General features: G+C 70.3%; 17 protein-coding genes. 8 read left to right on the top strand and 9 right to left on the bottom strand.

The features are described 5' to 3' along the window. The first annotated feature begins 59 nt into the window (after positions 1–59). Positions 60–1,016, top strand: a complete 957-nt coding sequence (locus EBE87_RS13670) for an acetyl-CoA carboxylase carboxyltransferase subunit alpha (RefSeq protein WP_120637925.1) — start codon at positions 60–62, stop codon at positions 1,014–1,016. 293 nt (positions 1,017–1,309) lie between these two features. On the opposite strand, the gene EBE87_RS28645 is transcribed toward EBE87_RS13670, so the two are convergent. The 3 genes from EBE87_RS28645 to EBE87_RS13655 form a co-directional block, all read right to left on the bottom strand. Further along, on the bottom strand, positions 1,310–1,621 hold the full coding sequence (locus EBE87_RS28645; RefSeq protein ID WP_147426034.1) for a hypothetical protein: 312 nt from the start codon (positions 1,619–1,621) through the stop codon (positions 1,310–1,312). 703 nt (positions 1,622–2,324) lie between these two features. Then, complete coding sequence (argJ, locus tag EBE87_RS13660) at positions 2,325–3,563, bottom strand: bifunctional glutamate N-acetyltransferase/amino-acid acetyltransferase ArgJ (RefSeq protein ID WP_120637923.1); 1,239 nt, start codon at positions 3,561–3,563, stop codon at positions 2,325–2,327. 73 nt (positions 3,564–3,636) lie between these two features. After that, positions 3,637–4,572: a peptidylprolyl isomerase gene (locus tag EBE87_RS13655; protein ID WP_120637922.1), complete on the bottom strand. Its 936-nt coding sequence runs from the start codon at positions 4,570–4,572 to the stop codon at positions 3,637–3,639. 288 nt (positions 4,573–4,860) lie between these two features. Between EBE87_RS13655 and secA the strand changes: the two genes are divergently transcribed. After that, positions 4,861–7,602: a preprotein translocase subunit SecA gene (gene secA, locus EBE87_RS13650; protein WP_120637921.1), complete on the top strand. Its 2,742-nt coding sequence runs from the start codon at positions 4,861–4,863 to the stop codon at positions 7,600–7,602. A 46-nt stretch (positions 7,603–7,648) separates the two neighbouring features. Here the strand turns inward: secA and EBE87_RS13645 are convergent, their stop codons facing one another. Then, the gene (locus EBE87_RS13645; protein WP_233553162.1) at positions 7,649–8,449 is read right to left on the bottom strand and encodes an N-acetylmuramoyl-L-alanine amidase family protein; all 801 of its coding nucleotides are present in this window, start codon (positions 8,447–8,449) and stop codon (positions 7,649–7,651) included. Between the two features lie 695 nt (positions 8,450–9,144). Between EBE87_RS13645 and EBE87_RS13640 the strand changes: the two genes are divergently transcribed. From EBE87_RS13640 to EBE87_RS13625, 4 genes are read left to right on the top strand one after another with little or no spacing between them, the layout of a single operon-like run. Continuing rightward, positions 9,145–12,432 (top strand): Rne/Rng family ribonuclease, encoded by a 3,288-nt coding sequence (locus EBE87_RS13640; RefSeq protein ID WP_122140040.1) that lies wholly within the window; start codon positions 9,145–9,147, stop codon positions 12,430–12,432. Between the two features lie 55 nt (positions 12,433–12,487). Continuing rightward, positions 12,488–13,510, top strand: coding sequence for a bifunctional GNAT family N-acetyltransferase/(deoxy)nucleoside triphosphate pyrophosphohydrolase (locus EBE87_RS13635; RefSeq protein ID WP_120640455.1), 1,023 nt, complete (start codon positions 12,488–12,490; stop codon positions 13,508–13,510). 32 nt (positions 13,511–13,542) lie between these two features. Further along, positions 13,543–14,133, top strand: coding sequence for an HD domain-containing protein (locus tag EBE87_RS13630; protein ID WP_120640456.1), 591 nt, complete (start codon positions 13,543–13,545; stop codon positions 14,131–14,133). Beyond that, positions 14,130–14,894, top strand: coding sequence for a competence/damage-inducible protein A (locus tag EBE87_RS13625; RefSeq protein WP_120640457.1), 765 nt, complete (start codon positions 14,130–14,132; stop codon positions 14,892–14,894). Before EBE87_RS13630 ends, EBE87_RS13625 begins: the two co-directional genes overlap by 4 nt. Before the next feature lie 44 nt (positions 14,895–14,938). Here the strand turns inward: EBE87_RS13625 and EBE87_RS13620 are convergent, their stop codons facing one another. The 4 genes from EBE87_RS13620 to EBE87_RS13605 form a co-directional block, all read right to left on the bottom strand. Then, the gene (locus tag EBE87_RS13620; RefSeq protein ID WP_120640459.1) at positions 14,939–16,528 is read right to left on the bottom strand and encodes an ABC transporter substrate-binding protein; all 1,590 of its coding nucleotides are present in this window, start codon (positions 16,526–16,528) and stop codon (positions 14,939–14,941) included. Positions 16,529–16,654: 126 nt separating this feature from the next. Then, entirely contained in the window at positions 16,655–18,250 is a 1,596-nt protein-coding gene (locus EBE87_RS13615; protein WP_120640458.1) for an ABC transporter substrate-binding protein, read from the bottom strand. Between the two features lie 79 nt (positions 18,251–18,329). Then, entirely contained in the window at positions 18,330–19,280 is a 951-nt protein-coding gene (locus EBE87_RS13610; RefSeq protein ID WP_233553414.1) for a M14 family metallopeptidase, read from the bottom strand. 124 nt (positions 19,281–19,404) lie between these two features. Next, positions 19,405–20,160: a DsbA family protein gene (locus EBE87_RS13605; protein ID WP_120640461.1), complete on the bottom strand. Its 756-nt coding sequence runs from the start codon at positions 20,158–20,160 to the stop codon at positions 19,405–19,407. A 188-nt stretch (positions 20,161–20,348) separates the two neighbouring features. Between EBE87_RS13605 and EBE87_RS13600 the strand changes: the two genes are divergently transcribed. Together EBE87_RS13600 and EBE87_RS13595 are read left to right on the top strand one after the other, a co-directional pair. Next, the gene (locus EBE87_RS13600) at positions 20,349–21,791 is read left to right on the top strand and encodes a gamma-glutamyltransferase (protein WP_122140039.1); all 1,443 of its coding nucleotides are present in this window, start codon (positions 20,349–20,351) and stop codon (positions 21,789–21,791) included. A gap of 1 nt (position 21,792) precedes the next feature. Next, on the top strand, positions 21,793–22,959 hold the full coding sequence (locus EBE87_RS13595; RefSeq protein WP_120640841.1) for a pyridoxal phosphate-dependent aminotransferase: 1,167 nt from the start codon (positions 21,793–21,795) through the stop codon (positions 22,957–22,959). Here EBE87_RS13595 and EBE87_RS29000 read toward each other — a convergent pair. Continuing rightward, positions 22,956–23,132 (bottom strand): hypothetical protein, encoded by a 177-nt coding sequence (locus EBE87_RS29000; protein ID WP_158601053.1) that lies wholly within the window; start codon positions 23,130–23,132, stop codon positions 22,956–22,958. The genes EBE87_RS13595 and EBE87_RS29000 overlap by 4 nt on opposite strands. Positions 23,133–23,134: the final 2 nt, after the last annotated feature.

Here is a 23,134-nt window from a genome sequence, read left to right as displayed (position 1 = left end):
CGGCTGGGCTAGGGGCAGGCGCCCGCGCGGCTCTTGCGGCAAGCTGAGACGGAACCGAAATGCGCCACTTCCTGGACTTCGAGAAGCCCCTGGCGGAGCTTGAAGGAAAAATCGAAGAACTGCGCCGGACCACCGACGCGGGTGGCATCGACGTGGCCGAGGAAGTCGGCAACCTCCAGTCCAAGGCCGACAAGCTGTTGGCCAGCACCTATGCCAAGTTGACGCCCTGGCAGAAGGCGCAGGTGGCCCGCCACCCCGACCGCCCCAAGTGCCTGACCTATGTCGAGGCGCTGATCGAGGATTTCGTGCCGCTGGCCGGCGACCGCGCCTTTGGCGACGATGCGGCCGTCATCGGCGGCATGGGACGCTTCCGGGGCCATTCCGTGATGGTGCTGGGCACCGAGAAGGGCACCGACACCGAAAGCCGCGTGAAGCACAATTTCGGCATGGCCAAGCCCGAGGGCTACCGCAAGGCGCGGCGCCTGATGGAATTGGCCGGTCGCTTCGGCCTGCCGATCCTGTCCTTTGTCGATACCTCCGGCGCCTTCCCGGGCATCGAGGCCGAGGCGCGCGGCCAGGCCGAGGCCATCGCCCGCGCCATCGAGGCCGGCCTGGATGCGCCGGTGCCCTTCGTCGCCACCATCATCGGCGAGGGCGGCTCGGGCGGCGCCATCGCCCTGGCCGCCGCCGACCGCGTGCTGATGCTGGAGCATTCGATCTATTCCGTCATCAGCCCCGAGGGCTGCGCCAGCATCCTCTGGCGCGACGCCGCCCAGGCCAGCACGGCGGCCGATGCGCTGAAGCTGACGGCGCAGGACCTCTCGCGCCTCGCGCTGATCGACAGCGTGGTGCCGGAGCCGCTGGGCGGCGCGCATCGCGACCCGCAGGCCACGGTGCAGGCGGTGGCGGACAAGGTCTGGGCCAGCCTGGAGCCGCTGCTGGACCTGGATGCCGCCACGCTGCGCGCCCGCCGGCGCGAGAAATTCCTGGAGATGGGCAAGCAGGGCGTGGTGTGAACCGCGTCGTTGTCCCGGTGACGAAGGGCGGCGCGGGTTGACCACGCCGCCCTTCGTCGTTGCTGCCCTTCCGCCTTGTCCAGAACCCTGAGCAGGCTGCCCACGCGACCGTCAACAGCCCTGTCCCCGTGAACTGCGGAGAAGTACCGGACCGGGCGCGCCGGAGGCGGCGAGTCCTGCGCCCTGGGCCGTTACGATTGAACCCGGCCCGTCGATACCCATACGTCAGGCTTCAGGTCCAGGCAGTCGCCTTGCCGTGGCCCCGATCGATGGTGATCTCGATCCACCGGCCCTTATTGCGACAGAAGTTGGCCGATTGCCTCCAGCGGGTTGCGGTTTGCGCCTTCGCGATAGCCATCCCGGCGGCCTTGTTCATAAGCTCTGTACCGTTCGCGCTCTGCGTGACGCTCCCGCTGCTCATAGCGCCAATGGCGCTCAGCCCGACGTTCCCGCTCGCGCCAGCGACGCTCCTCATGCCGCTCCCAGCGCCGCTCATAGCGGCCGTGGCCACTCTCATCCTTCCATGGGTCAGCGATGGCTGAGGTGAGGGGGGCTGTCAGGACCGCTCCGGTCATGGCCAGCAGAAGAAGCTTCGCAATTCTCAAGGCTGTTCTCCCGGTTGTTCAGTACGTCCTGGAGAACGATGAAGGCCTGAATAAGGTTCAGACGTGGCGTAAACGCCCAAGTTTGGCGAGAGTCGACCCGATTGGCAAAGGCAGGGACGGCTGTTTCTAAGCTTCGGTGCGATTATTCGGTGGCTGTTCGAATGGCCCGGTCTTGGTCGGGGATCGGCGGTTTCAGGCCAGATGCTACTGAAGAATCTACTACGATAGTTGCGCCGTACTGATCATCTGATGCCGGGGGCCTTCACCTGGAGCTGTGTAAGGGACTCCACACGTAAGGGGTGGAGTGGAGGCTGGCAGGTCTTCGGAAGGTTGGAGGGCGGCCAACTCGGCTGCGTCCGGGTGATCCAGGATGTCATCCTGCGAACTGCCTCGGGACTTCTCATGATCCCAACGCGGTATAATGGCGCAGGGCGCGTCCCTGCGCTCTCGTGGCCCGCCATGGCAGCGACGGTGGCTAGCAGAAGCCCGGGCCGCTACGCCCGCGCGATGGATGCTGCTCGCAATCCATGAATGGTCATGGAGGAGCGGAGATCCGCCCGGCGCCGCATCTCAACCCAGATCCGTTCAAGGCCTGCACCTATCGCCTTGCCCATGCCGTCCGCGCGGGATGTGTTTCAACCCGGCAGAAGGCAAGGGGCCGATGAAGGTGCTTGCAAGCCTGCTAAGAGGCTGTTTTTTTGCCTTAGCTACGGTACGACCCGTTGATGTCGATGTAGCCATGCGTCAGATCGCAGGTCCAGGCGGTGCCCTTGCCGCGGCCCAGGCCGATATCGACGGTGATCTCGATCTCTCGGCCCTTCATATGGGCCACCACCGGCGTCTCGTCATAGCCGGGCACTACGCCGCCGTCGCGCGCCATCCAGGTGCCGCCCACGGCGACGGAGAGCTTGTCGCGGTCCGCCGGCTCGCCCGCCTTGCCCACCGCCATGACGATGCGGCCCCAGTTGGCGTCCTCGCCCGCGATGGCGGTCTTCACCAGCGGCGAATTGGCGATGGCCATGGCGATCCGCTGCGCCGAGCGCGCGGTGGTGGCGCCGGTCACGTCGATGCGGATGAACTTCTGCGCGCCCTCGCCATCGCGCACCACCTGCAGCGCCAGGTCCAGCAGCAGCTCGTGCAGCGCCTTCACGAAGTCCCGCAGCATCGGCCCGCCCTCGGCCGGCACGCGCGGGTGCTTGGCCTGGCCGGTGGCGAAGACCAGCACGGTGTCGCTGGTGGACGTGTCGGAATCCACCGTGGTGCGGTTGAAGCTGGCGTCGGTGCCCTTCTTCAGCGCCGCCTGCAGCGCCGCCGCCGGGATCTTGGCGTCGGTGGCAATGAAGCAGAGCATCGTCGCCATGTCCGGCGCCACCATGCCGCTGCCCTTGGCGATGCCGGCGATGGTGACTTCCGTCTCGCCGATCATCGCCTTCCGCACGCAGGCCTTGGGGAAGGTGTCGGTGGTCATGATGCCGCGCGCGGCGTCTTCCCAGTTGTTGTCACGCAGCTTGCCAAACAGTGCGGGCAGGGCGGCGGTCAGCTTCTCATGCGGCAGCGGCTCGCCGATCACGCCGGTGGAGGCGAGGAAGACCTCCTTCGCCTTGCAGCCCACCAGCTTGGCGGCGGCATCCGCCGTGGCCTGCACGGCATCGCGGCCCAGCTTGCCGGTGAAAACATTGGCATTGCCGGCATTCACCACCAGCGCGCGCGCCTTGCCGCCCTTCAGCGCCGCGCGGCACCAGTCCACCGGCGCGCCAGGGCACTTGTTGAGCGTGAAGACGCCGGCCACCGTGGTGCCCGGGACGAATTCGAACATCGTCAGGTCCGGCCGGCCCTTGTATCGGATGCCCGCGGCGGCGACGCCGAGGCGCACGCCGGCCACCGGCGGCACGGCCGGCAGCGGCATGGCGAGGGGGGAGGTGGGCAGGTCCTTACCGGCCATGGGCCAAGTCCTCAGGTATTCGGTTCGCGGGGCAGGGAGGGGCGGCGCGCCGGGTGGCGCACCGCCAGGGTATTCAGCGGCGCTGGGCCGGCGGCGGCGTGGCGCCATCCAGCAACGAGGGCGCGGGCTTTTCCGCCGCGCGCGGCGTGCCGTCCTCGTTGAAGCGCTCCACCTTGGCGGCAGCGCGGACGCGGTTGACGGTATCCTGCACCGTCTCGTCGAAGGCGGCCTGGCGCAGCGTCTCCAGGCTGTCCTCGAAGGACGGTGCCTCGGCGGTGCGGCGGGCCTCGACCTTGATCACGTGCCAGCCGAAGGGGGAACGCACGGGCTTGCTGATCTCGCCCGGCTTCATGGCGAAGGCGGCCTCGGCGAATTCCGGCACCATGTCGCTCTTCTTAAAGAAGCCGAGGTCGCCGCCCTGCTCAGTGCCCGGGCCGGTGGAGCGGGTGCGGGCGATGGCGGCGAAGTCGGCGCCGGGCTTGCGCACCTCGGCCTCCACCTTCTTGGCCTCCTCCTCGCTGCTCACCAGGATATGGCGGGCATGCACCTCTTCCTCGCCGGGCTTGCCGGCGATATCGCGGGCATAGCGGGCGCGCAGCGCCTCGTCCGTCAGCTTGGGCGCGATTTCCTGGCGCAGCAGGGCCTGTTGCAGCTCCTGCTCCTCGGCGCGCTTCAGGCGGGCCTGCACCTCGGGCTGGTCCTGCAGCTTCTGGGCGCGGGCGGCGGCCACCAGCGCCTTCTGGGTGATCATCTGGTCGATCACCAGCGGGGAGAGCACGCTCTCCGGCGCTGAGCGCAGTTCGGGCGGCAGCTCGGCGATGGCGGCCTGCACCTCGCTGCGGCGAATCTCCTGTCCGTCCACGCGGGCCACCAGCGGGTCCGCCGCGGCGGGCTGGGCCGGGGCGGTGGCGGCCGGGGGCTGTGGGGCAGAAGCCGGCGGAGTGCCCTGGGCCAGGGCCGGCTGGGCGGCCGCGAGCAGAAGGGGGAGGATAAGGGCAGATGAACGCATGGAGAGGATGTGCCTTCCCGGCGGGGGAGGGCGCAAGATGGCGCAGAGCGGGGCCGCCGGCAAATGGGATCGGCGGCGGCTGGCCAGGCCTCGGGCGCCGCAGGAAAGGGAGGGGCCGCACCATATTGAAGGTGCCCTTCGTTGACCCTGGCCCAGGCCCCGCCTATCTGTGCGCGTGACGTAGCCTGTTGCCCGCCCCCGGGTCGCACGGGGCTTGGCCCGGCGCGGCTTTCGGTTTTTCCGGGGGAAAAGGGGTGGGCCCCGGCTCTCGGAGAGACTCGAAGCACCATGTTCGCCCGCCTAGCCCGCGCCGTTTTCGGCACCGCCAACGATCGTGTGCTGAAGCAGTTCAACGCCCGGTTGCCCGCCATTTCCGGCTTCGAGCCGAAGCTGGCCGCCATGCCGGATGCCGAATTGCAGGCCCAGACCGCCCGCTTCCGGGAACGCTTGGCCGCCGGCGAGACCCTGGACGACCTGCTGCCCGAAGCCTTTGCCACGGTGCGGGAGGCCTCGAAGCGCGTGCTCGGCATGCGTCACTTCGACGTGCAGATGATCGGCGGCATGGTGCTGCATTCCGGCCGCATCGCCGAGATGAAGACCGGCGAGGGCAAGACGCTCGTCGCCACGCTCGCGGTCTATCTGAACGCGCTGCCCGCCAAGGGCGTGCATGTGGTGACGGTGAACGACTACCTCGCCAGCCGTGACAGCGCCCAGATGGGCAAGCTCTACGGCTGGCTGGGCCTGACCACCGGCTGCGTGGTGCATGGCCTGACCGACGAGGAGCGCCGCGCGGCTTACGCCGCCGATGTCACCTACGGCACCAACAACGAATTCGGCTTCGACTACCTGCGCGACAACATGAAGTACCGGCTGGACGAGATGGTCCAGCGCGACTTCGCCTATGCCATCGTGGACGAGGTGGACTCGATCCTGGTGGACGAGGCGCGCACGCCGCTGATCATCTCCGGCCCGTCCGATGACAGTTCCGACCTCTACCGCCGCATGGACGTGGTCGTCCGCGACCTGGTGCAGGACAAGGAAACCTTCGACAAGGACGAGAAGCTCCGCTCCGCCTCCCTGACCGAGAAGGGCGGCGAGGTGGTCGAGCAGATGATGCGCGACGCCGGGCTGCTGACCGAGGGCAACCTCTACGACAGCCACAACATCTCCCTGGTCCACCACGTGAACCAGGCGCTGCGGGCGCATGTGCTCTTCTCGCGCGACGTGGACTACATCGTCTCCCGCGACGGCAAGCTGGTGATCATCGACGAGTTCACCGGCCGCATGATGGAAGGCCGCCGCTACTCGGACGGCCTGCACCAGGCGCTGGAGGCCAAGGAAGGCGTCGAGGTTCAGCCCGAGAACCAGACGCTGGCCTCCATCACCTTCCAGAACTACTTCCGCATGTATCCGAAGCTGTCCGGCATGACTGGCACGGCGGCGACCGAGGCGGATGAGTTCGCCGAGATCTACAAGCTGGAAGTGGTCGAGATCCCGACCAACGTGCCCGTCATCCGCAAGGACAGCGACGACGAGGTCTATCGCTCCGCCCGCGAGAAGTACGAGGCGGTGGCGGTGCTGGTGAAGGAAGCCCAGGCACGGCAGCAGCCCGTGCTGGTCGGCACCACCAGCATCGAGAAATCCGAGCTGATCTCCGAGCTGCTGAAGAAGCAGGGCGTGCCGCACAAGGTGCTGAACGCCCGCTACCACGAGCAGGAGGCCGGCATCGTCGCCCAGGCCGGCCGGCCGGGCGCGGTGACCATCGCCACCAACATGGCCGGCCGCGGCACCGACATCAAACTGGGCGGCAACGCCCTGATGATGGCCCAGACCACCTTCCAGGGGCCGCAGGAAGGCCCGGAATGGGAGGCGCACCTGGCCGAGGCCGTGGCCCAGGTGAAGCGGGACGAAGCGGTGGTGAAGGAGGCCGGCGGCCTCTTCGTCATCGGCACCGAGCGGCATGAGAGCCGCCGCATCGACAACCAGTTGCGCGGCCGCTCCGGCCGGCAGGGCGACCCGGGCGCCAGCCGCTTCTTCCTGAGCCTGGAAGACGACCTGATGCGCATCTTCGGCTCCGACCGCATGGGCGGGATGCTGGAGAAGCTGGGGCTGAAGGAAGGCGAGGCCATCATCCACCCCTGGATCAACCGGGCGCTGGAGAAGGCACAGAAGAAGGTCGAGGCGCGCAACTTCGACACGCGCAAGAACCTGCTGAAATATGACGACGTCATGAACGACCAGCGCAAGGAGGTCTATGCCCAGCGGCGGGCCTTCATGCAGGCGCAGGACGTGTCCGAGACGATCGAGGAGATGCGGCGCGACACCGTCTCCGACATGGTCGCCCGCGCCATCCCTGAGAATGCCTATCCCGACCAGTGGGACCTGGTGGGGTTGGAGCGGCAGGCGCAGGACAAGCTGGGCCTGGTGCTGCCGATCCAGGAATGGGGCCGGGAAGAGGGCATCGACGAGGAGCAGGTGCGCGAGCGGCTGCAGCAGGCGGTCGACCAGGCCGCCGCGGCGCGCGCCGCCAATACCGGCCCCGACCTGATGCGCATGGTGGAGAAGTCGCTGCTGCTGCAGGTCTTCGATGCCGTGTGGAAGGAACACCTGCTGAACCTGGACCACCTGCGCCAGGGCATCGGGCTGCGGGCCTTCGCGCAGCGGGACCCGCTGAACGAATACAAGAGCGAGGCCTTCAACCTCTTCAACGGGTTGCTGGACGAGCTGCGGGAGCGGGTGACCTCGCTGCTGATGCGCATCGAGCTGCAGCCCAACGCGCCGCCGCCGATGCCGGAGCCGGTGATGGTGACCGACATGCGCCACCCCGACCCGGCCTTCGCCGATGCCGCCGCCATGGCGACCGGCGGCGCCGATGTCAGCGGCTGGGAGCACGCGCCCGCCCCGCTGCCCCAGGGCGGCGAGGAGATCGACCCCGCCGACCCGTCCACCTGGTACCGCACGCCGCGCAACGCGGCCTGCCCCTGCGGCTCGGGCAAGAAATACAAGCACTGCCACGGCAAGCTGGGCTGAAGCGCGAAGGGCGGGGGAAACCCCGCCCTTTCTCATTTCAGCCTTCTCAGCCGGCGGTGCTCAGCCCGGCCTCGCGGCGCACCAGCCAGCCATGGATGCCCTCTGCCAGCGCCCTGGCCACCTTGGCGCGGTGGGCGGGGCGCTTCAGGTCCGCTTCGTCCCGCCGGTCGGACAGGAATCCCATTTCCACCAGCACGGAAGGGATGTCCGGTGCCTTCAGCACGGCGAAGGCGGCCTGGCGGTGGGTATTGGGCAGCAGCGGCACGGTGCCGCCCAGGCTGCGCACCACCTGCGCCGCCATGCGGGCGGAGCCGGCGCGGGTTTCCTGCCGCACCAGGGAGAAAAGGATGCGCTCCACCTCCGGCGAGACCGGTGGCAGGCGCAGCCCGCCGCGCAGGTCGGCCCGGTTCTCCCGCTGCGCCAGCCCGGCTGAGAGCGAGTCGGAGGCGCGGTCGGACAAGGTATAGACGCTGGCCCCGCGCGCGCCGGGCGCGCTGTCGGCATGCAGCGAAACAAAGAGCGCGGCCTCCCGCCGGCGGGCGAAATCCACGCGGCCGCTCAACGGCACGAAGACATCCCGGCTGCGGGTCAGGGCGACGCGGCAGCGGCCGGTAGCCTCCAGCCGCTTCTTCAGCTCCTGCGCCGCGGCCAGGGTGATGCGCTTCTCATGCGTGCCGGTGACACCAATGGTGCCCGGGTCCTTGCCGCCGTGCCCGGGGTCCAGCACCACCAGCGGCAAGGGCGCGGCACGCCGGCGCGGTGCGGCCTCGGCCAGCCCCGGTGCCCCCGCCGCCACCATTCCGAAGGCGAGTTGCAGCAGCCGTCTGCGGCTGCATGAAAACGGCATGGCCTATGCTCCCCCCTGAAGCCAATCCACGAATCCTCACGCATGGCTCCGCCCCCCGACGGAACCCTGCATGACCTAACCTATACGATAATACAGCGTCGTCACGGCTTTACCGAATGTAACATCTGAACGTGCCGCAGCCTTGTGGAACAGGAATGACACGCCTATTGTGCATTGCCCCGGCGGTCAGTGCCGCCGGTGGAGGTTTTGGGCGCGGCCGCCCGGCCTGTTCCCGGTGTCACCCCGCCAGCTTGGCGGCGGCGCCGGATCAGGGCGGCCCGAAGGATTCCTCCGGCACCGGGCTGTGCCCCCGCGATGACGCGGGGTCCCGTTTCCCGCTTCTGCCGGGTTTCCGACCGTCCGCTCCACCGGTGCCGCACAATGGCGAGGAGGGGGTGTCGAGGCCTGTCATTCAGCCCGCCGCCCGCATCCCACGTCTGTCCGCTGGCCCGCCCGCGCCTGCCGGTGCCGCCTTTTGCGGCCGCCCAGGCTGCACGGGGCTCGCGCGTGGCGCGCACACAACAGGGCCGTCCCCGGCATCACGGGGCACCGGCCCGCCGAGTAGAGAGGTCGGATCGCAGCCGCATGGCCTGTGTATCGCCGCGCCGCCTGATCCACACTGCTCACTCGGGCATGCCCACCCATTGCTGCCGCCCTTCGCCCATCGGCGCCGGCGGCACGGAGCATCCCGGTTCATGACCAAGCGCATGCTGATCGATGCATCCCACCCGGAAGAAACCCGTGTGGTGGTGCTGGACGGCAACCGGCTCGAAGAATTCGACGTCGAAACCGAAAACAAGAAGCCCCTGAAGGGCAATATCTACCTGGCCAAGGTGGTCCGGGTGGAGCCCAGCCTTCAGGCGGCCTTCGTGGAATATGGCGGCAACCGCCACGGCTTCCTCGCCTTCGGCGAGATCCATCCCGACTATTACCAGATCCCCGTCGCCGACCGTCAGCGCCTGCTGGAGATGCAGGCCGCCGAGGCGGATGAGGAAGACGACGACGCCGAGGAAGTGACCGAGGCCGAGGCCGACGCCATGGTGGCGGAGATCGAGGCCATCGCCGATGCCGACGAGGCCGAGCGCCTCGCCGCCACCGAGGGCGCCGCCGCCAATCCCTCCGTCTTCACCGAATCTGTCGAGCCCGAGGACGCCAACCCGCGCCATGTGGCGCCGGAGGATGTGCATCCGGTGGAGGCCCTGGCCCCGCGGCCGCCGGCCCAGCCGCAGCCCCTGCCGGGCGATGAGCCCGCCGACAACCCGGATGCCGAGACGCTGCCGCGGGAGGATGTTCCGCCCGGCCGTGCCCAGCCGATGTCGGTGCATGGCGAGACCCGCTCCGCCACGCCCGAGGAACTCGCCGCCGCCGAGGCCATGATGGCCCAGGACGAGGGCGAGCAGGACGAGGACGAGACGCCGCCCGAGACCCTGGGCGGCCGCGGCAGCAAGGATGAGGGCGACCAGGAAGAGGTCTCCCGCGAGCGCCGCATCCCCTCGCGCTTCATGCGCCACTACAAGATCCAGGAAGTGATCCGCCGCCGGCAGATCATGCTGGTGCAGGTCGTGAAGGAGGAGCGCGGCAACAAGGGCGCCGCGCTGACCACCTATATCAGCCTCGCCGGTCGCTTCTCCGTGCTGATGCCAAACAGCCCGCGCGGCGGCGGCATCTCCCGCAAGATCACCTCGGCCGGCGACCGCAAGCGCCTGCGCGACGCCATCCAGGAAGTGGGCCTGCCCAAGGGCATGAGCCTGATCGTCCGCACCGCCGGCGCCAGCCGCCCCAAGCCCGAGATCGTGCGCGACGGCGACTACCTGCTGCGGCTCTGGGACGAGATCCGCAACCGCACCATGGAATCCACCGCGCCCGCGCTGGTCTATGAGGAAGCGGACCTCATCAAGCGCTCGATCCGCGACGTGTTCAGCACGGGCATCGAGGAAATCCAGATCGAGGGCGAGGACGCCTACCGCCAGGCCCGCGACTTCATGCGCATGCTGATGCCGCAGCACGAGCGCAAGATCCGCCTGCACCGCGACCCGACGCCGCTCTTTGCCCGCAACGGGGTGGACGCGCAGCTCGACGCGATGATGTCGCCGATCGTGCAGCTGAAGTCCGGCGGCTACATCGTCATCAACCAGACCGAGGCGCTGGTTTCCATCGACGTGAACTCGGGCCGCGCCACGCGCGACCGGCATATCGAGGACACGGCGCTGCGCACCAACTGCGAGGCGGCGGAGGAAATTGCCCGCCAGCTGCGGCTGCGCGACCTGGCCGGCCTGATCGTCATCGACTTCATCGACATGGAGGCCTCGCGCAACGACGCGCAGGTGGAGCGCCGGCTGAAGGAGGCGCTGAAGACCGACCGCGCCCGCATCCAGGTCGGCCGCATCAGCCATTTCGGCCTGCTGGAGATGAGCCGCCAGCGGCTGCGCCCCAGCGTCACCGAGCATTCCTTCGAGACCTGCAAGCACTGCCAGGGCCTGGGCATCGTCCGCAGCCCGGACAGCGCCGCGCTGCAGGTGCTGCGCGCGATCGAGGAAGAGGGCGGCAAGCGCAAGGCCGCCGAGATCTGCGTGCATGTGGCGCCGGAGCTGGCGCTGCACCTGCTGAACCGCAAGCGCGACCGCCTGGCGCAGATCGAGGAGCGCTACGGCATGGCCGTGCTCTTCGAGCCCGACCCCAAGCTGATCCCGCCGCAGCTGCGGATCGAGCGCACCAGGCAGCAACTGGTGGCCGAGCCCGTCTCCGGCCCCAGCGCGCTGCGCATGGACTACGCGCCCGAGCCGCTGCCGGTCGAGGAGGAAGCCGAGGCCGTGGTGCCGGAGGAGGCCGCGCCGCGTGCCGAGGCCGCCGCCGTTGCCGCGCCGCAGGCTGAGAATGGCGCCGAGGGCGAGGGCCGCAAGCGCCGCCGCCGCCGCCGCCGCCGTGGTGGCCGCCGCGAGGACGGCACGCCGATGACGGCCCAGGAGGCCGCCGAGGCGGAAGCCGAGGGCGATGCCGAGGAAGGCGAGGAGGAGGTCCCGCAGGCCGAGGCCACCGCCGCGCCGGAAGCCGAGCCCGCCCCCGTGCCGGTGGCAGCCGAGCCGCGCCGCGACGACCGTGGCCCGCGCCGCCAGGAGGAAGGCAACTTCCGCCGCAATGGCGAGGAGGGTGGCATCCGCCGCCGTGGCCGCCGTGGCGCCAACCGCTTCCGCAACGACGAGGTCGCGGCGGCGCCCGCGCCGGCCCAGGCACCGGAAGCGCCGCGCTATGTCGGCCCGACGCCAGCCAACCCCTTCGCGAGCGGCTCGCTGGAGGACATCTTCGACGCCATGGCGGCGGCCGAGGAAGCGGCGCTGCGTCCGGCTGCCCCAGTGACCCCCGTGTCGCCGGAGCCCCAGGCGCCGGAAGCCGTGGCCCCCGAGGCGCAGGAGCCGGTGACGGCGCCGCCCGCCGAGGCGGCCCCGGTGCCTGAGGCAGCGGCCGAGCCTGTGGCGCAGCCCGCTCCCGAGCCCGCCGCGCCGGAAGCGGCGGCGGAGCCGCAGCCGGAAGCCGAGGCCCCGGCCAAGCCGCGCGCCCGCCGCGCCGCCAAGCCGAAGGCCGAGCCCAAGGCCCCGCGTGCGCCGCGTGGCCGCAAGGCCGCCGCTGCCGTCGCTGAGGCTCCCGCCGCCGAGGCTGCGCCTGCCGCCGCCGAAGCCGCGCCCGCTGCCGCCGAGGCGGTGGTGGCCGCCGCGGAAGTGGCGCCGGCCAAGCCCAGCCGTCGCCGCGCCCCCAAGCGCGCCGCCGCTGCGCCCGCGCCGGAAGCCGCTGCCGCCGAGCCTGTGCCGGAGGTTCCTGCCGCCGCGCCTGCGCCCGCCGTGGCCGAGGCTGCGCCGGCACCGGCCCCCGCGCCGGTTCCGGCCGAGGCCGCTTCGGCTGAGCCGGTGGCTGCCGCCCCGGTGCAGCCGGTGATGGTGGACGCCGCCGATGACGCGGCGCCCAAGAAGCGCGGCTGGTGGCGCCGTTAAGCCCATCTTCCCCCGCGGCGGCTTCGGCCGTCGCGGGGTCGCCTAGGCTGTCTTGATGACCCAGTCCGACTTTGCTCCCCTTCGCACCGAGCGGCTGACTCTGCGCCCGCTTGGCCCCGCTGACGCTGCCGAGCTGCACCGCCTGATCAATGATTGGGATGTGGTGCGCTGGCTGTCCCGCGTGCCTTTTCCCTATCCGCGAGAACTGGCGGATGAATGGATCGAATCCACCCATCGCCAACGCGCGGCGGGGGAGGCCTGGCACCTGGCCATCGTGGGCCAGGAGGGGGACAAGGAGGTGCTGGTCGGCTGCGTCGGCCTGATGCGCCAGGCCGAGACCCGCCATGCCGAGCTGGGCTACTGGGTCGGCCGCCGCTACTGGGGCCATGGCGTCGCCGCCGAGGCCGCCGGGCGGCTGGCGCGCTGGGGCCTGGCCAATCTCGACATCGACCGCATCGTCGCCAGCGTGCTGGACGAGAACGACCGCTCGGCCGGCGTGCTGCGCCGGGTTGGCCTGAAGGAATCCGGCACCGGGGAAGCGCATTTCCTGGCGCGCGGCGGCCGGCTGCCGGTGCGGCTGTTCGAGGGCGGGCGGGAAGAGATCGCCGGCCCCTTCACCGAGCCGGAACCGCGGCCCGCGCCGATTGCCGCCGCTGATGCTGCACCGGCGGCGGAGGGCAAGCCGCTGCTGCTGGTGGCGGCCTGCGCGCTGGTGGATATCGACGGCCGCGTGCTGCTGGCCCGCCGCCCCGAAGGCAAGCCGATGGCCGGGCTCTGGGAATTCCCCGGCGGCAAGGTCGAGCCGGGAGAGACGGTGGAAGAAGCGCTGATCCGCGAGCTGAAGGAGGAGCTGGCGATCGATGTCTCAGCCGCCTGCCTCGCCCCCTTCACCTTCGCCAGCCATGACGCCGGGCGCTTCCAGCTGTTGATGCCGCTGTATCTCTGCCGCCGCTGGCAGGGCACGCTGACGGCGACGGAGGGGCAGCAACTGGCCTGGGTGCGGCCCAACAAGCTGTCGGATTATGCCATGCCGCCGGCGGACAAGCCGCTGGTCGCCATGCTGCGGGACTTCCTCTAGGCTCCTGGCCCCAACGTGGGGGCCAGGGCAGCATGAAGACGGAAGAGATCCTGGGCGCGCTGGATTTCCTGCGCGCCGCCGAGGCGCTGAAGGATGTGGAGCGCAGCGCCCATACCTCGCGCGGCCGGGTGGAAAGCACCGCCGAGCACACCTGGCGCCTCTGCCTGATGGCCATGCTCTTCGCCGATGGGCTGGAGGGCATCGACCTCGGCAAGCTGCTGCGCATCTGCATCGTGCATGACCTGGGCGAGGCGCTGAGCGGCGACATCCCGGCCATCGTGCAGACCCCCGGCGGCGGCAAGGCGGCGCGGGAGCGCGCGGACCTGGAGGAGCTTTGCCGCCCGCTGCCCGAGGCCCGCCGTGCCGAGATCCTGGCGCTGTGGGAGGAATACGAGGCCGCCGCCACGCCGGAAGCGGTGCTGGCCAAGGGCTTCGACAAGCTGGAGACGCTGTTGCAGCACACGCAGGGCCGCAACCCTGCGGGCTTCGATTACGCTTTCAACCTCGACTACGGCCGCAAGCAGACCGCAGCGCATCCCCTGATGGCCGAGATCCGCGCCATCCTGGACGAGGCGACGCGGGCGCGGATGGCCGTGCCGCCGCCGCCCAAGGAAGCACCATGACGAATCCCACCGCCTGCCTGCTGATCATCGGCAACGAAGTTCTGTCCGGCCGCACGCAGGATGCCAACCTGAAGTTCATCGCCACCCGCCTGGGCGAGATCGGCATCCCGCTGCGCGAGGCGCGGGTGATCCCGGATGTGCCGGAGGTCATCGTCTCCACCGTGAACGAGGTGCGGGCGAAATACACCTATGTCTTCACCACCGGCGGCATCGGCCCGACGCATGACGACATCACCGCCGAATGCATCGCCCAGGCCTTCGGCGTGCCGTGGGAGCCGCATCCGGAAGCCTGGGCGCTGATGGCGGCGCATTACGCCAGCCGCGAGCCGCCGGCCGAATTCAATGCCGCCCGCCAGCGCATGGCGACCATGCCGCGCGGCGCGGCGCTGATCCGCAATCCGGTTTCCATCGCGCCCGGCTTCATCATCGGCAATGTGCATGTGATGGCGGGCGTGCCGCGCATCATGCAGGCGATGTTCGAGGAACTGGCGCCCGGCCTGCGCGGCGGCGTGCCGGTGCAGAGCCGCGCGGTGCATGCCTGGGGGATGCAGGAAGGCCGCATCGCCGAGGGCCTGGGCGCCATCCAGGCGCGCCATCCGGAGGTCGATATCGGCTCCTATCCCTATTACCGGGAGAATGGCGGCGGCGTCGCTTTGGTGGCCAAGGGCACGGATGCGGCGATGCTGGACCGCGTCATCGCCGAGATCAGTGATTTCGTCGCCAGCCTCGGCTTCACGCCGGTGCCGGGCGAGCCGGCCTGAAGGGATGATGCCGGGCGGGCCATGCGCCCGCCCGGCATGTGGCCTCAGCCCTTGGCGGGCTTCAGGTCCATGGCGCGGGTACGCTCGTCCATGCGCGGGCTGTGCTGCAGGCCCTTCCGCACCGCCCAGGTATTCACTAACTGGTGCAGCGGCACCAGCGCTACGTCGTCGATCGCCATCTTCACCGCCTGCTGCAGCAGCTTCTCGCGCTCGGCGTCATCCATGGTGGAGCCGGCCTTCGTGGTCAGCGCGTCCAGCTCCGGGTTGGAATAGCGCGAGCCATTGCTGGCGCCGAAGCGCTTCTCGGGATTGTAGGTGCCGATGATGTTCACCAGGGCGGAGGAAGCCTCGCCGCTGGAGCTGCTCCAGCCGGTGATGCGCATGCCGAATTCCTGCCGGTTGGCGCGCATGGAATAGGCGGACCAGGGCAGGGCCTCGACGGTGGTCTGCACGCCGACGCGCGTCCACATCTGCGCCACGGCCTGGGCGGTCTTGGCGTCGTTGGGGTAGCGGTCGTTCGGCGTGTGCAGGGTCATCTTGAAGCCCTGCGGGAAGCCGGCCTCGGCCAACAGCTTCTTGGCACCGTCAATATCCTGCGCCAGGGGCTTCACCTCCGGGTTGTAGGAATAGGCGCCGGGCGGCAGCCACTGGCCCGCCGGCTTGGCGGTGTTCTCCATCACGCGCTCGGCCAGGGCCTCGCGGTTGATGGCGACGGAGAGCGCGCGGCGCACCCGCAGGTCGTTGAAGGGATTGGTGGCCAGCGGCTTGCCGTCGTTGTCGGTGACAAAGACGGGGTTGTCGGTGCGGCTGCGGTCGAAGGAGGCGTAGATCAGCCGCAGGCCCTGGATGGAGGAGAGCTGGACCTTGCCGTCCTTCTCCAGCTTCGGAATGTCGGAGGAGGGGACGGTGTCGATCACGTCCACGTCGCCCGACAGGATCGCCGCTGTGCGGGCGGGGGCGGAGGAGATGACGCGGTAATCGACATTGGCCCAGTCCGGCCTGCCGCCCCAGTAGGCGTCGTTGCGCACCAGGCGGGTGCGGCTGCCGGGGGTATAGGCGCTGAACTTGTAGGGGCCGGTGCCGATGACGGCCTTGCCACTGTTGTAATCCTCGGTGGTCGCGCCCTCGCCGGCGTGGCGGGAGATCACCAGAACCTGCGCGAAATCGGTCGGCAGCATCGGATAGGGTTCGGCGGTGTGGAAGCGGATGGTCAGCGGGTCCACGATCTCGACCCGCTTCACGCCGCGCACGAAGGCGCCGAAGCCGCCGGGGCTGTTCGGCACATTGGGGGCGCGCTGGATGGTGAAGGCAACGTCCTCGGCGGTGAAGTCGCGGCCGTCATGCCACTTCACGCCCGGGCGCAGCTTGAATTCCCAGAGGGTCGGCTCGATCACCTTCCAGGATTCGGCCAGCATCGGCTTGATCTGCGCATTGGCATCCAGCTCGGTCAGCCGGTCGAAGAAATGCGTGCCGAGGCCGTTGTTGGGCGAGGCATTGTAGAAATGCGGGTCCAGCGAGGTCACCGAGCCGCCGATGGCGATGGTCAGGTCCTGCGCCAGCGCGGGCTGCGCGGCGGCCAGGCCGAAGCTGGCGGCGCCCAGCAGCAAGGCTGTCTTCAAGCTTGGCGGGGTCATGGGCATGGTGGCTCCCTCGGGATCATTTCTGAGGAAGCTCTGCAAGAAAGATAAATTTTCCGCAAGGCGGGGCGGCCGATAAAGCCGCGGCCGGGGCGGGCCAAGCGCCCGCCCCGGCCTTCAGGCTCAGCCCTTGGCCGGCTTCAGGTCGATGGCGCGGGTGCGCTCGTCCATGCGCGGGCTGTGCTGCAGGCCCTTCCGCACCGCCCAGGTATTCACCAGCTGGTGCAGCGGAATGATGGCGACATCGTCCATCGCCACCTTCACCGCCTGCTGCAGCAGCTTCTCGCGCTCCTCGTCATCCAGCGTGCCAGTGGCCTTGAGCGTCAGCGCGTCCAGCTCCGCGTTGGAATAGCGGCCGGAGTTATTGGCGCCGAAGCGGGTTTCCTGGCTGTAGGTGCCCATGATGTTCACCAGGGCATAGGAGGCCTCGCCCGTCAGGCTGCCCCAGCCCATCAGCCGGACGCCGAATTCCTGCCGGTTGGAGCGGACGGAATAGGTGCTCCAGGGCAGGGCCTCGACGGTGGTCTGCACGCCCGCCCGCGTCCACATCTGCGCCACGGCCTGGGCGGTCTTGGCATCATTGGGGTAGCGGTCGTTCGGCGTGTGCAGGGTGAGCTTGAAGCCCTGCGGGAAGCCGGCCTCGGCCAGCAGCTTCTTGGCGCCGTCGATATCCTGCACCAGCGGCTTGATGTCCGGGTTGTAGGAATAGGTGCCCGGCGGCAGCCACTGGCCGGCCGGCTTGGCGGTATCCTCCATCACGCGCTCGGCCAGGCCCTCGCGGCTGATGGCCATGGAGAGCGCGCGGCGGACACGGAGGTCGTTGAAGGGATTCCTCGCCAGCGGCTTGCCATCGTTGTCCGTGACAAAGACCGGGTTCTCGTCGCGCGAGCGGTCCGGCGCCAGGTAGATGAGGCGCAGGCCCTGGATCGAGGTCACCTCGACCTTCGGGTTCTGCCGCAGCTTGGGGATGTCGGAGGAGGGGACGGTGTCGATGATATCCACGTCGCCCGACATGATCGCCGCCGTGCGCGCGCCGGGGTTGGAGATGATGCGGAAGTCCACCTCCGCCCAGTCCGGCTTGCCGGCCCAGTAGCTGTCGTTGCGCGTCATCTGCACGCGGTTGCCCGGCGTGTAGGAGGAGAAGCGGTAGGGGCCGGTGCCGATCACCGCCTTGCCGCTGTTGTAATCCTCGGTGGCGGCATTCTCCCCCGCGTGGCGGGAGACGACGAAGAGCGAGGCGAAATCCACCGGCAGCAGCGGGTAGGGGCCGGGCGTGTGGAAGCGGATGGTCAGCGGATCGACGATCTCCACGCTCTTCACGCCGCGCACGAAGGCGCCGAAGCCGCCGGGGCTGTTGGGCACATCGGGCGCGCGCTTGATGGTGAAGGCGACATCCTCGGCGGTGAAGTCGCGGCCGTCATGCCACTTCACGCCCGGGCGCAGCTTGAATTCCCAGACATCGGGCGCGATGGCCTTCCAGGATTCGGCCAGCGCGGGCTGCATCTTGGCGTTGCTGTCGAACTCGGTCAGCCGCTCGAAGAAATGCGCGGCGGCGCTGTGGTTGGGGGAGGCATTGTAGAAATGCGGGTCCAGCGAGGTCACCGAGCCACCGATGGCGATGGTGACCTTCTGGGCCGCCGCCGGCTGCGCCATGGCCAGGCCAAGCATGGCGGAACCCGTCAGCAGGGCCGCCTTCAACCGGAAATTCGCAACAGCCATCAACGCCGCTCCTCAGAAGAATCCAGGCTGGACCTCAGCAAGAAACATGACGGCCATGCAAGGGCTGAATGGCCAAGCTTCAAACAAAGCGGGCCAGCCGCACGGCGGTATGGCCGCGCAGGGTGCGGGGGCTGGGCATCACCAGCAGGCAGTCGTCATGCGGGGTGCGGATCTCCTGCTCCCCATCCAGCGCCAGCAAGGTGTTGCGGCGGGGGATGATGGTGCCGCCGCGGAAGTCCTGCACGAAGGCGAAGCCATGCGTGCCGGCCACCACCGTGCGCGTCACCTCCGCCAGCCGGCCGGTGGGGGTGGACCTGGGTGCGGGGGGCAGCAGCCCGTATTCGCGCAGCAGGGCGGTGGCGCAGGCTTCCAGGGTTTCCAGCGTCGCCGGCTCCCAATGCGCGCCGCCTTCCACCAGCAGGGCGGTGCGGCGGCTGCCGGGGGCGGTGAAGGCGGCGGAGTCGATCATGCGGCGGCCGGTGCTGTGGCCCTGGTCGGCCACCGCCAGCGACGGCGTGCCGAGCTTCGGCCCCAGCGCCCGCGCCTGCGGCGCGCTGCCGGTGATGATCAGCGGGTCGGAAGGCCAGAGCATGCTGTGCAGGTCCAGCAGCACGTCCACCTCGTCCAGCAGCGGGCGCAGCATGCGGGCGCGGGCGATTTCCTCGCTCTGCCGGCTGCCATGCAGCACGCGCTCGTCCCAGACGCGGTTCATGTCCTCGTCCACGAAGCGGCTGAGGGTGGGGTCGGCGGGGTCGAAGCGGTCGAAGGCGGCCAGATTGGCGAAGATGAAGGTCAGCGTGCCGCGCAGGGGCCTCAGCCCCTCGCGCAGCCAGCGCGCCAGCAGCAGCGCGCCCGCGATCTCGTTGCCATGCACCAGGCAGGCCAGGGCCACATGCGGGCCGGGCGCGGGGCCCGGGAAGCTCCAGACGCCGGGAAGCTGGTTGCCCGCCCGCCAGGGCCGCAGGTCCGGCATCGGCAGGCGCACCGGGAAATGCGGAAAGCCAGGCCGGGCGATCGGCGCCTCAGACACTGCTGGCGGCCTCCCTGCGTCGCGCTGGCTGGCGTCCCACGCCCAAATCTTCTCTCCAAGCGATGCGGGTGCGGATAGTGTGATACGCGGTGGCCGACACGGCAATCCGGCGCCCCGCGGTGGCTCAGCCGCCGGAGCGCGGCTGCTGCCGGGCCTCGGCCACCAGCTGCTTCAGGGTTTCGAGGTCCACGGCGCCCGGCACCAGACGGTCGCCCACCACGATCGCCGGCGTGCCCTCAATGGACAGGGCCTGCGCCAGGGCCAGGTTGCCGGCCAGGCGGCGCGCGATCTCGGGGTCGTCCATGTCCCGCTTGATGCGGGCCCAGTCGAGGCCGGCGCGCTCCGCCTCGGTCTTCAGCGTGGCCTCGGTGGGTTCGCCGCGCAGGCGCATCAGCGCATCCTGGAAGGGCAGGTACTTGCCCTGCTTCTGCGCCGCCAGCAGCGCCTTGCTGGCGGTGACGCTGGCCGGGCCCAGGATCGGCAAGTCCTTCAGCACCACGCGGATGCCGGGGTCGGCCTTCAGCAGCTGGTCCATGGTGGGGTGCAGCAGCTTGCAGTAGCCGCAGCGGGCATCGAAGAATTCCACCAGCGTCACGTCACCCTGCGGGTTGCCCTTCACGGGGTCCGCCGGGTTGCGCAGCAGGGCATCGGCCTGGGCGGCGATGGCCTCGCGCTGGGCGCTGGCGCGGTCCTGCTGCTGCGCCTGCTGCATGGCGGCGATGGCCTCGCGCAGGATGGAAGGGTCGCTCTTTAGGGCCTGGCGCAGCACCTCGATCACTTCCTGCCGCTGCTGCGGGCTCAGGGCAGGCTCGGCGCGCGCAGCCAGCGGCAGGGGGGAAAGCCCCAGCAGGGCGAGGGCGGCGAGGCGGGGTAGGGGCAAGATGGCAGTCTCCGGCAAGGCGGTGCCAGTCTGCGGGCGGCAGGGGCGGCTGGCAAATCACAGGGCGCGAAGGGGGTGCCCGGGCAACATCCGGTTGCCGCCCCCGGCGAAGGAGTCTATGGCCCGCAGCGAGCCCGGGGCGGAGAACGCCCGCTCGCACCACGGCTGACCGGAGTGAAGTTCCCCGCATGACCCGCACTCGCGACCGAGCGCCCGCCCGTTCCATGCCCCGCGCCCTGGCCCTGATGGGGCTGGCCGCCACCCTGGCCGGCTGCAGCACGGTCAGCAGCGTCGTCGGCGGCGGCAACAGCACGCCGGCCGGCCAGCCGGGCTATGTTACCGGCTTCCTGGGCTATGTGGTGGCGGATGAGCCCCGCGCGGCGCTGGTGGGGCGGGACGTGCTCTCGGCCGGCGGCACGGCGGTGGATGCGGCGGTGGCGGCGGCTTTCGCCATGTCGGTCACGCTGCCCTCCCGCGCCGGCCTCGGCGGCGGCGGCGCCTGCCTGGTCTATGACCGCGCCCGCAACAGCACGGAGGCGGTGCTCTTCCCCGCCGCCAATCCCGGCCATGCCAGCGGCGACCGGCCGGCGGCGGTGCCGATGATGGCGCGCGGCCTTTTCGCCCTGCATACTCGCAAGCCGCGCCGGCCTTTCGAGGAATTGATCGTCCCCGCTGAGCAACTGGCCCGCTTCGGCGCCCTGACCTCCCGCGCCCTGGCCACCGACCTCGCCGCCGTGGCGGGGCCGCTGCTGGCCGACCCCACCGCGCGCGCCATCTTCACCGGCCCCGGCGGCCAGCCGCTGACGGAAGGCGAGACGCTGTCCCAGCCCGACCTCGGCGCCACCCTGGCGGCGCTGCGCGTTTCCGGCGTGGGCGACCTCTACCAGGGCGCCCAGGCGCGGCGGCTGGAGGAACTCTCCCCCCGCGTCGGCGGTGCCCTGACGGTGGAGGCGCTGCGCCCGGCGGTGGCGCAGGTGGTGCCGCCGCTGCAGGTGACGCTGGTCTCCGACACGCTCTCCTTCCTGCCCAATGACGGCGGGCTCGCGGCCGCGGTGGCGGCACAGGCCGTGGCCGCCGGGCAGGCGCCCGCCGCCGGCGAGGCCAGCGGCCTTTCCGCCGCCGCCACGCTGCGCCGCAACGGCGGCGACCCCGCCGCGCTGCTGGCCAATCCGCCGGCCGGGGGCGAGAGCTTCGGGCTGCTGCCGGCTTCCTCCTCCCTGGTGGTGCTGGACCGGGAAGGCGGCGCCGTGTCCTGTGCCTTCAGCATGAACAACCTCTTCGGCACCGGCCGCGTGGTGCCGGGCATGGGCTTCTTCCTGGCCGCCGCCCCCGGCGTGGGCCAGGTGGAGCCGCCGCTGCTCTCGGCCGTGATGGTGCACAGCCGCAACCTCTCCGCCTTCCGCTATGCCGGCGCGTCCTCCGGCCAGGCGGCGGCGCCGCTGGCCACCGCCCTGCCGGCGGTGCGGCAGCTGGTGAACCGCACGCCGGTGGCCCAGGCGGTGGCCGAGGTGCCAGAGCCCGGGCGCGGCAATGCCATCGCCTGCGACCGCTACCTGCCGGGCGATGCCCGCCAGTGCGTGGCCGCGACCGATACGCGCGGCGCCGGCCTGGCCGTCGGCGGCCTGCAGTAACATGGCGCTGAAGGTGGGGAAGGGGGCCGAGGCGCCGCCCTTCCTGGTGATGGACGTGATTGCCGCCGCCAATGCGCGGGAAGCGGCGCTGCCGCCCGGTGCCCCCGGCGTGCTGCGGATGGAGGTGGGCCAGCCTTCCACCGGCGCGCCGCGCGGCGCCGCCGAGGCCGCCATCCGCGCGCTGCAGGGCGGCGCGCCGCTGGGCTATACGGAGGCCTTCGGCCTGCGGCCGCTGCGCGAACGCATCGCCGGCCATTACCGCGAGAAATACGGGGTGGCGGTACCGCCCTCCCGCGTGGCGGTGACGGTCGGGGCCTCGGGCGCCTTTCCGCTGGCCTTCCTGGCCGCCTTCGACGTGGGCGACCGCGTGGCCATGGCCGCGCCCTTCTACCCGCCCTATGCCAATATCCTGACCGCGTTGGGCATGGTGCCGCAGGTGCTGCCCTGCGATGCCTCCACCCGCTTCCAGCCTACCGTCGCGATGCTGGAGGCTCTAGACCCGCGCCCGGCCGGGCTGATCGTCGCCTCCCCCTGCAACCCCGCCGGCACCATGCTGTCGCGGGACGAACTGGCCGCCATCGCCGATTGGTGCGAGCGCAACGGCGTGCGGCTGGTCTCGGACGAGATCTACCACGGCCTGTCCTACGGCATGGAGGAAAGCACCGCCGCCGGCTGCAGCGACAGCGCCATCGTGGTGAACAGCTTTTCCAAGTATTTCTCCATGACCGGCTGGCGCATCGGCTGGATGGTGCTGCCGGAGGACCTGGTGCGCCCGGTGGAATGCCTGGCGCAGAACATGTTCATCTCGGCCCCGCATATCGCCCAGGTGGCGGCGGAGGCGGCCTTCGGCTGCGCCGAGGAACTGGAGGCCAACAAGGCCGTCTATGCCCGCAACCGCGCCCTGCTGCTGCGCGGCCTGCCGGAAGCGGGCTTCGACAAGCTGGCCGAGGCCGACGGCGCCTTCTACCTCTGGGCCGATATCGGCCACCTGACCAATGACAGCGTCGGCTTCGCCGCCCGCATGCTGGCCGAGGCCGGCATTGCCGCCACGCCGGGCGTGGATTTCGACCCGGCAAGGGGCGGGCGCTTCCTGCGCTTCTCCTATTGCGGGGCGGAAGCGGCGATGGCCGAGGCGCCGGGACGGCTGCGGGACTGGCTGCGGCGCTAGCGCCAGCCGTCGGCCTTCCGCATGGCGGCACTGTCGGGATCGACATGCAGGCCGCCGCCATAGCGCGGTTCGGTATAGAGGCTCGGCCCCTGCGTCAGTTGTGGCCATCCGGCGCCGCATCCGGTCAGGACAACCATCGCCAGTGCCAGGACCAGCCCTGTGCGGATCAGCATGC

This window comes from Teichococcus wenyumeiae (assembly GCF_003696345.1).
Taxonomy (GTDB): Bacteria; Pseudomonadota; Alphaproteobacteria; order Acetobacterales; family Acetobacteraceae; genus Pseudoroseomonas; species Pseudoroseomonas wenyumeiae.
Note: the sequence above shows the minus strand (reverse complement) of the source record. Positions and strands in the feature narration are given on the sequence as shown.

What these genes read in the sequence shown, in the direction of transcription:
- EBE87_RS13620 (WP_120640459.1), bottom strand. Translation starts at nt 16,528, where the DNA reads ATGACCCCGCCAAGCTTGAAGACAGCCTTGCTGCTGGGCGCCGCCAGC.
- EBE87_RS13630 (WP_120640456.1), top strand. Translation starts at nt 13,543, where the DNA reads ATGAAGACGGAAGAGATCCTGGGCGCGCTGGATTTCCTGCGCGCCGCC.
- EBE87_RS13640 (WP_122140040.1), top strand. Translation starts at nt 9,145, where the DNA reads ATGACCAAGCGCATGCTGATCGATGCATCCCACCCGGAAGAAACCCGT.
- EBE87_RS13635 (WP_120640455.1), top strand. Translation starts at nt 12,488, where the DNA reads ATGACCCAGTCCGACTTTGCTCCCCTTCGCACCGAGCGGCTGACTCTG.
- EBE87_RS13615 (WP_120640458.1), bottom strand. Translation starts at nt 18,250, where the DNA reads ATGGCTGTTGCGAATTTCCGGTTGAAGGCGGCCCTGCTGACGGGTTCC.
- EBE87_RS13655 (WP_120637922.1), bottom strand. Translation starts at nt 4,572, where the DNA reads ATGCGTTCATCTGCCCTTATCCTCCCCCTTCTGCTCGCGGCCGCCCAG.
- EBE87_RS13600 (WP_122140039.1), top strand. Translation starts at nt 20,349, where the DNA reads ATGACCCGCACTCGCGACCGAGCGCCCGCCCGTTCCATGCCCCGCGCC.
- argJ (WP_120637923.1), bottom strand. Translation starts at nt 3,563, where the DNA reads ATGGCCGGTAAGGACCTGCCCACCTCCCCCCTCGCCATGCCGCTGCCG.
- EBE87_RS13645 (WP_233553162.1), bottom strand. Translation starts at nt 8,449, where the DNA reads ATGCCGTTTTCATGCAGCCGCAGACGGCTGCTGCAACTCGCCTTCGGA.
- EBE87_RS13670 (WP_120637925.1), top strand. Translation starts at nt 60, where the DNA reads ATGCGCCACTTCCTGGACTTCGAGAAGCCCCTGGCGGAGCTTGAAGGA.
- EBE87_RS29000 (WP_158601053.1), bottom strand. Translation starts at nt 23,132, where the DNA reads ATGCTGATCCGCACAGGGCTGGTCCTGGCACTGGCGATGGTTGTCCTG.
- EBE87_RS13625 (WP_120640457.1), top strand. Translation starts at nt 14,130, where the DNA reads ATGACGAATCCCACCGCCTGCCTGCTGATCATCGGCAACGAAGTTCTG.
- secA (WP_120637921.1), top strand. Translation starts at nt 4,861, where the DNA reads ATGTTCGCCCGCCTAGCCCGCGCCGTTTTCGGCACCGCCAACGATCGT.
- EBE87_RS13595 (WP_120640841.1), top strand. Translation starts at nt 21,793, where the DNA reads ATGGCGCTGAAGGTGGGGAAGGGGGCCGAGGCGCCGCCCTTCCTGGTG.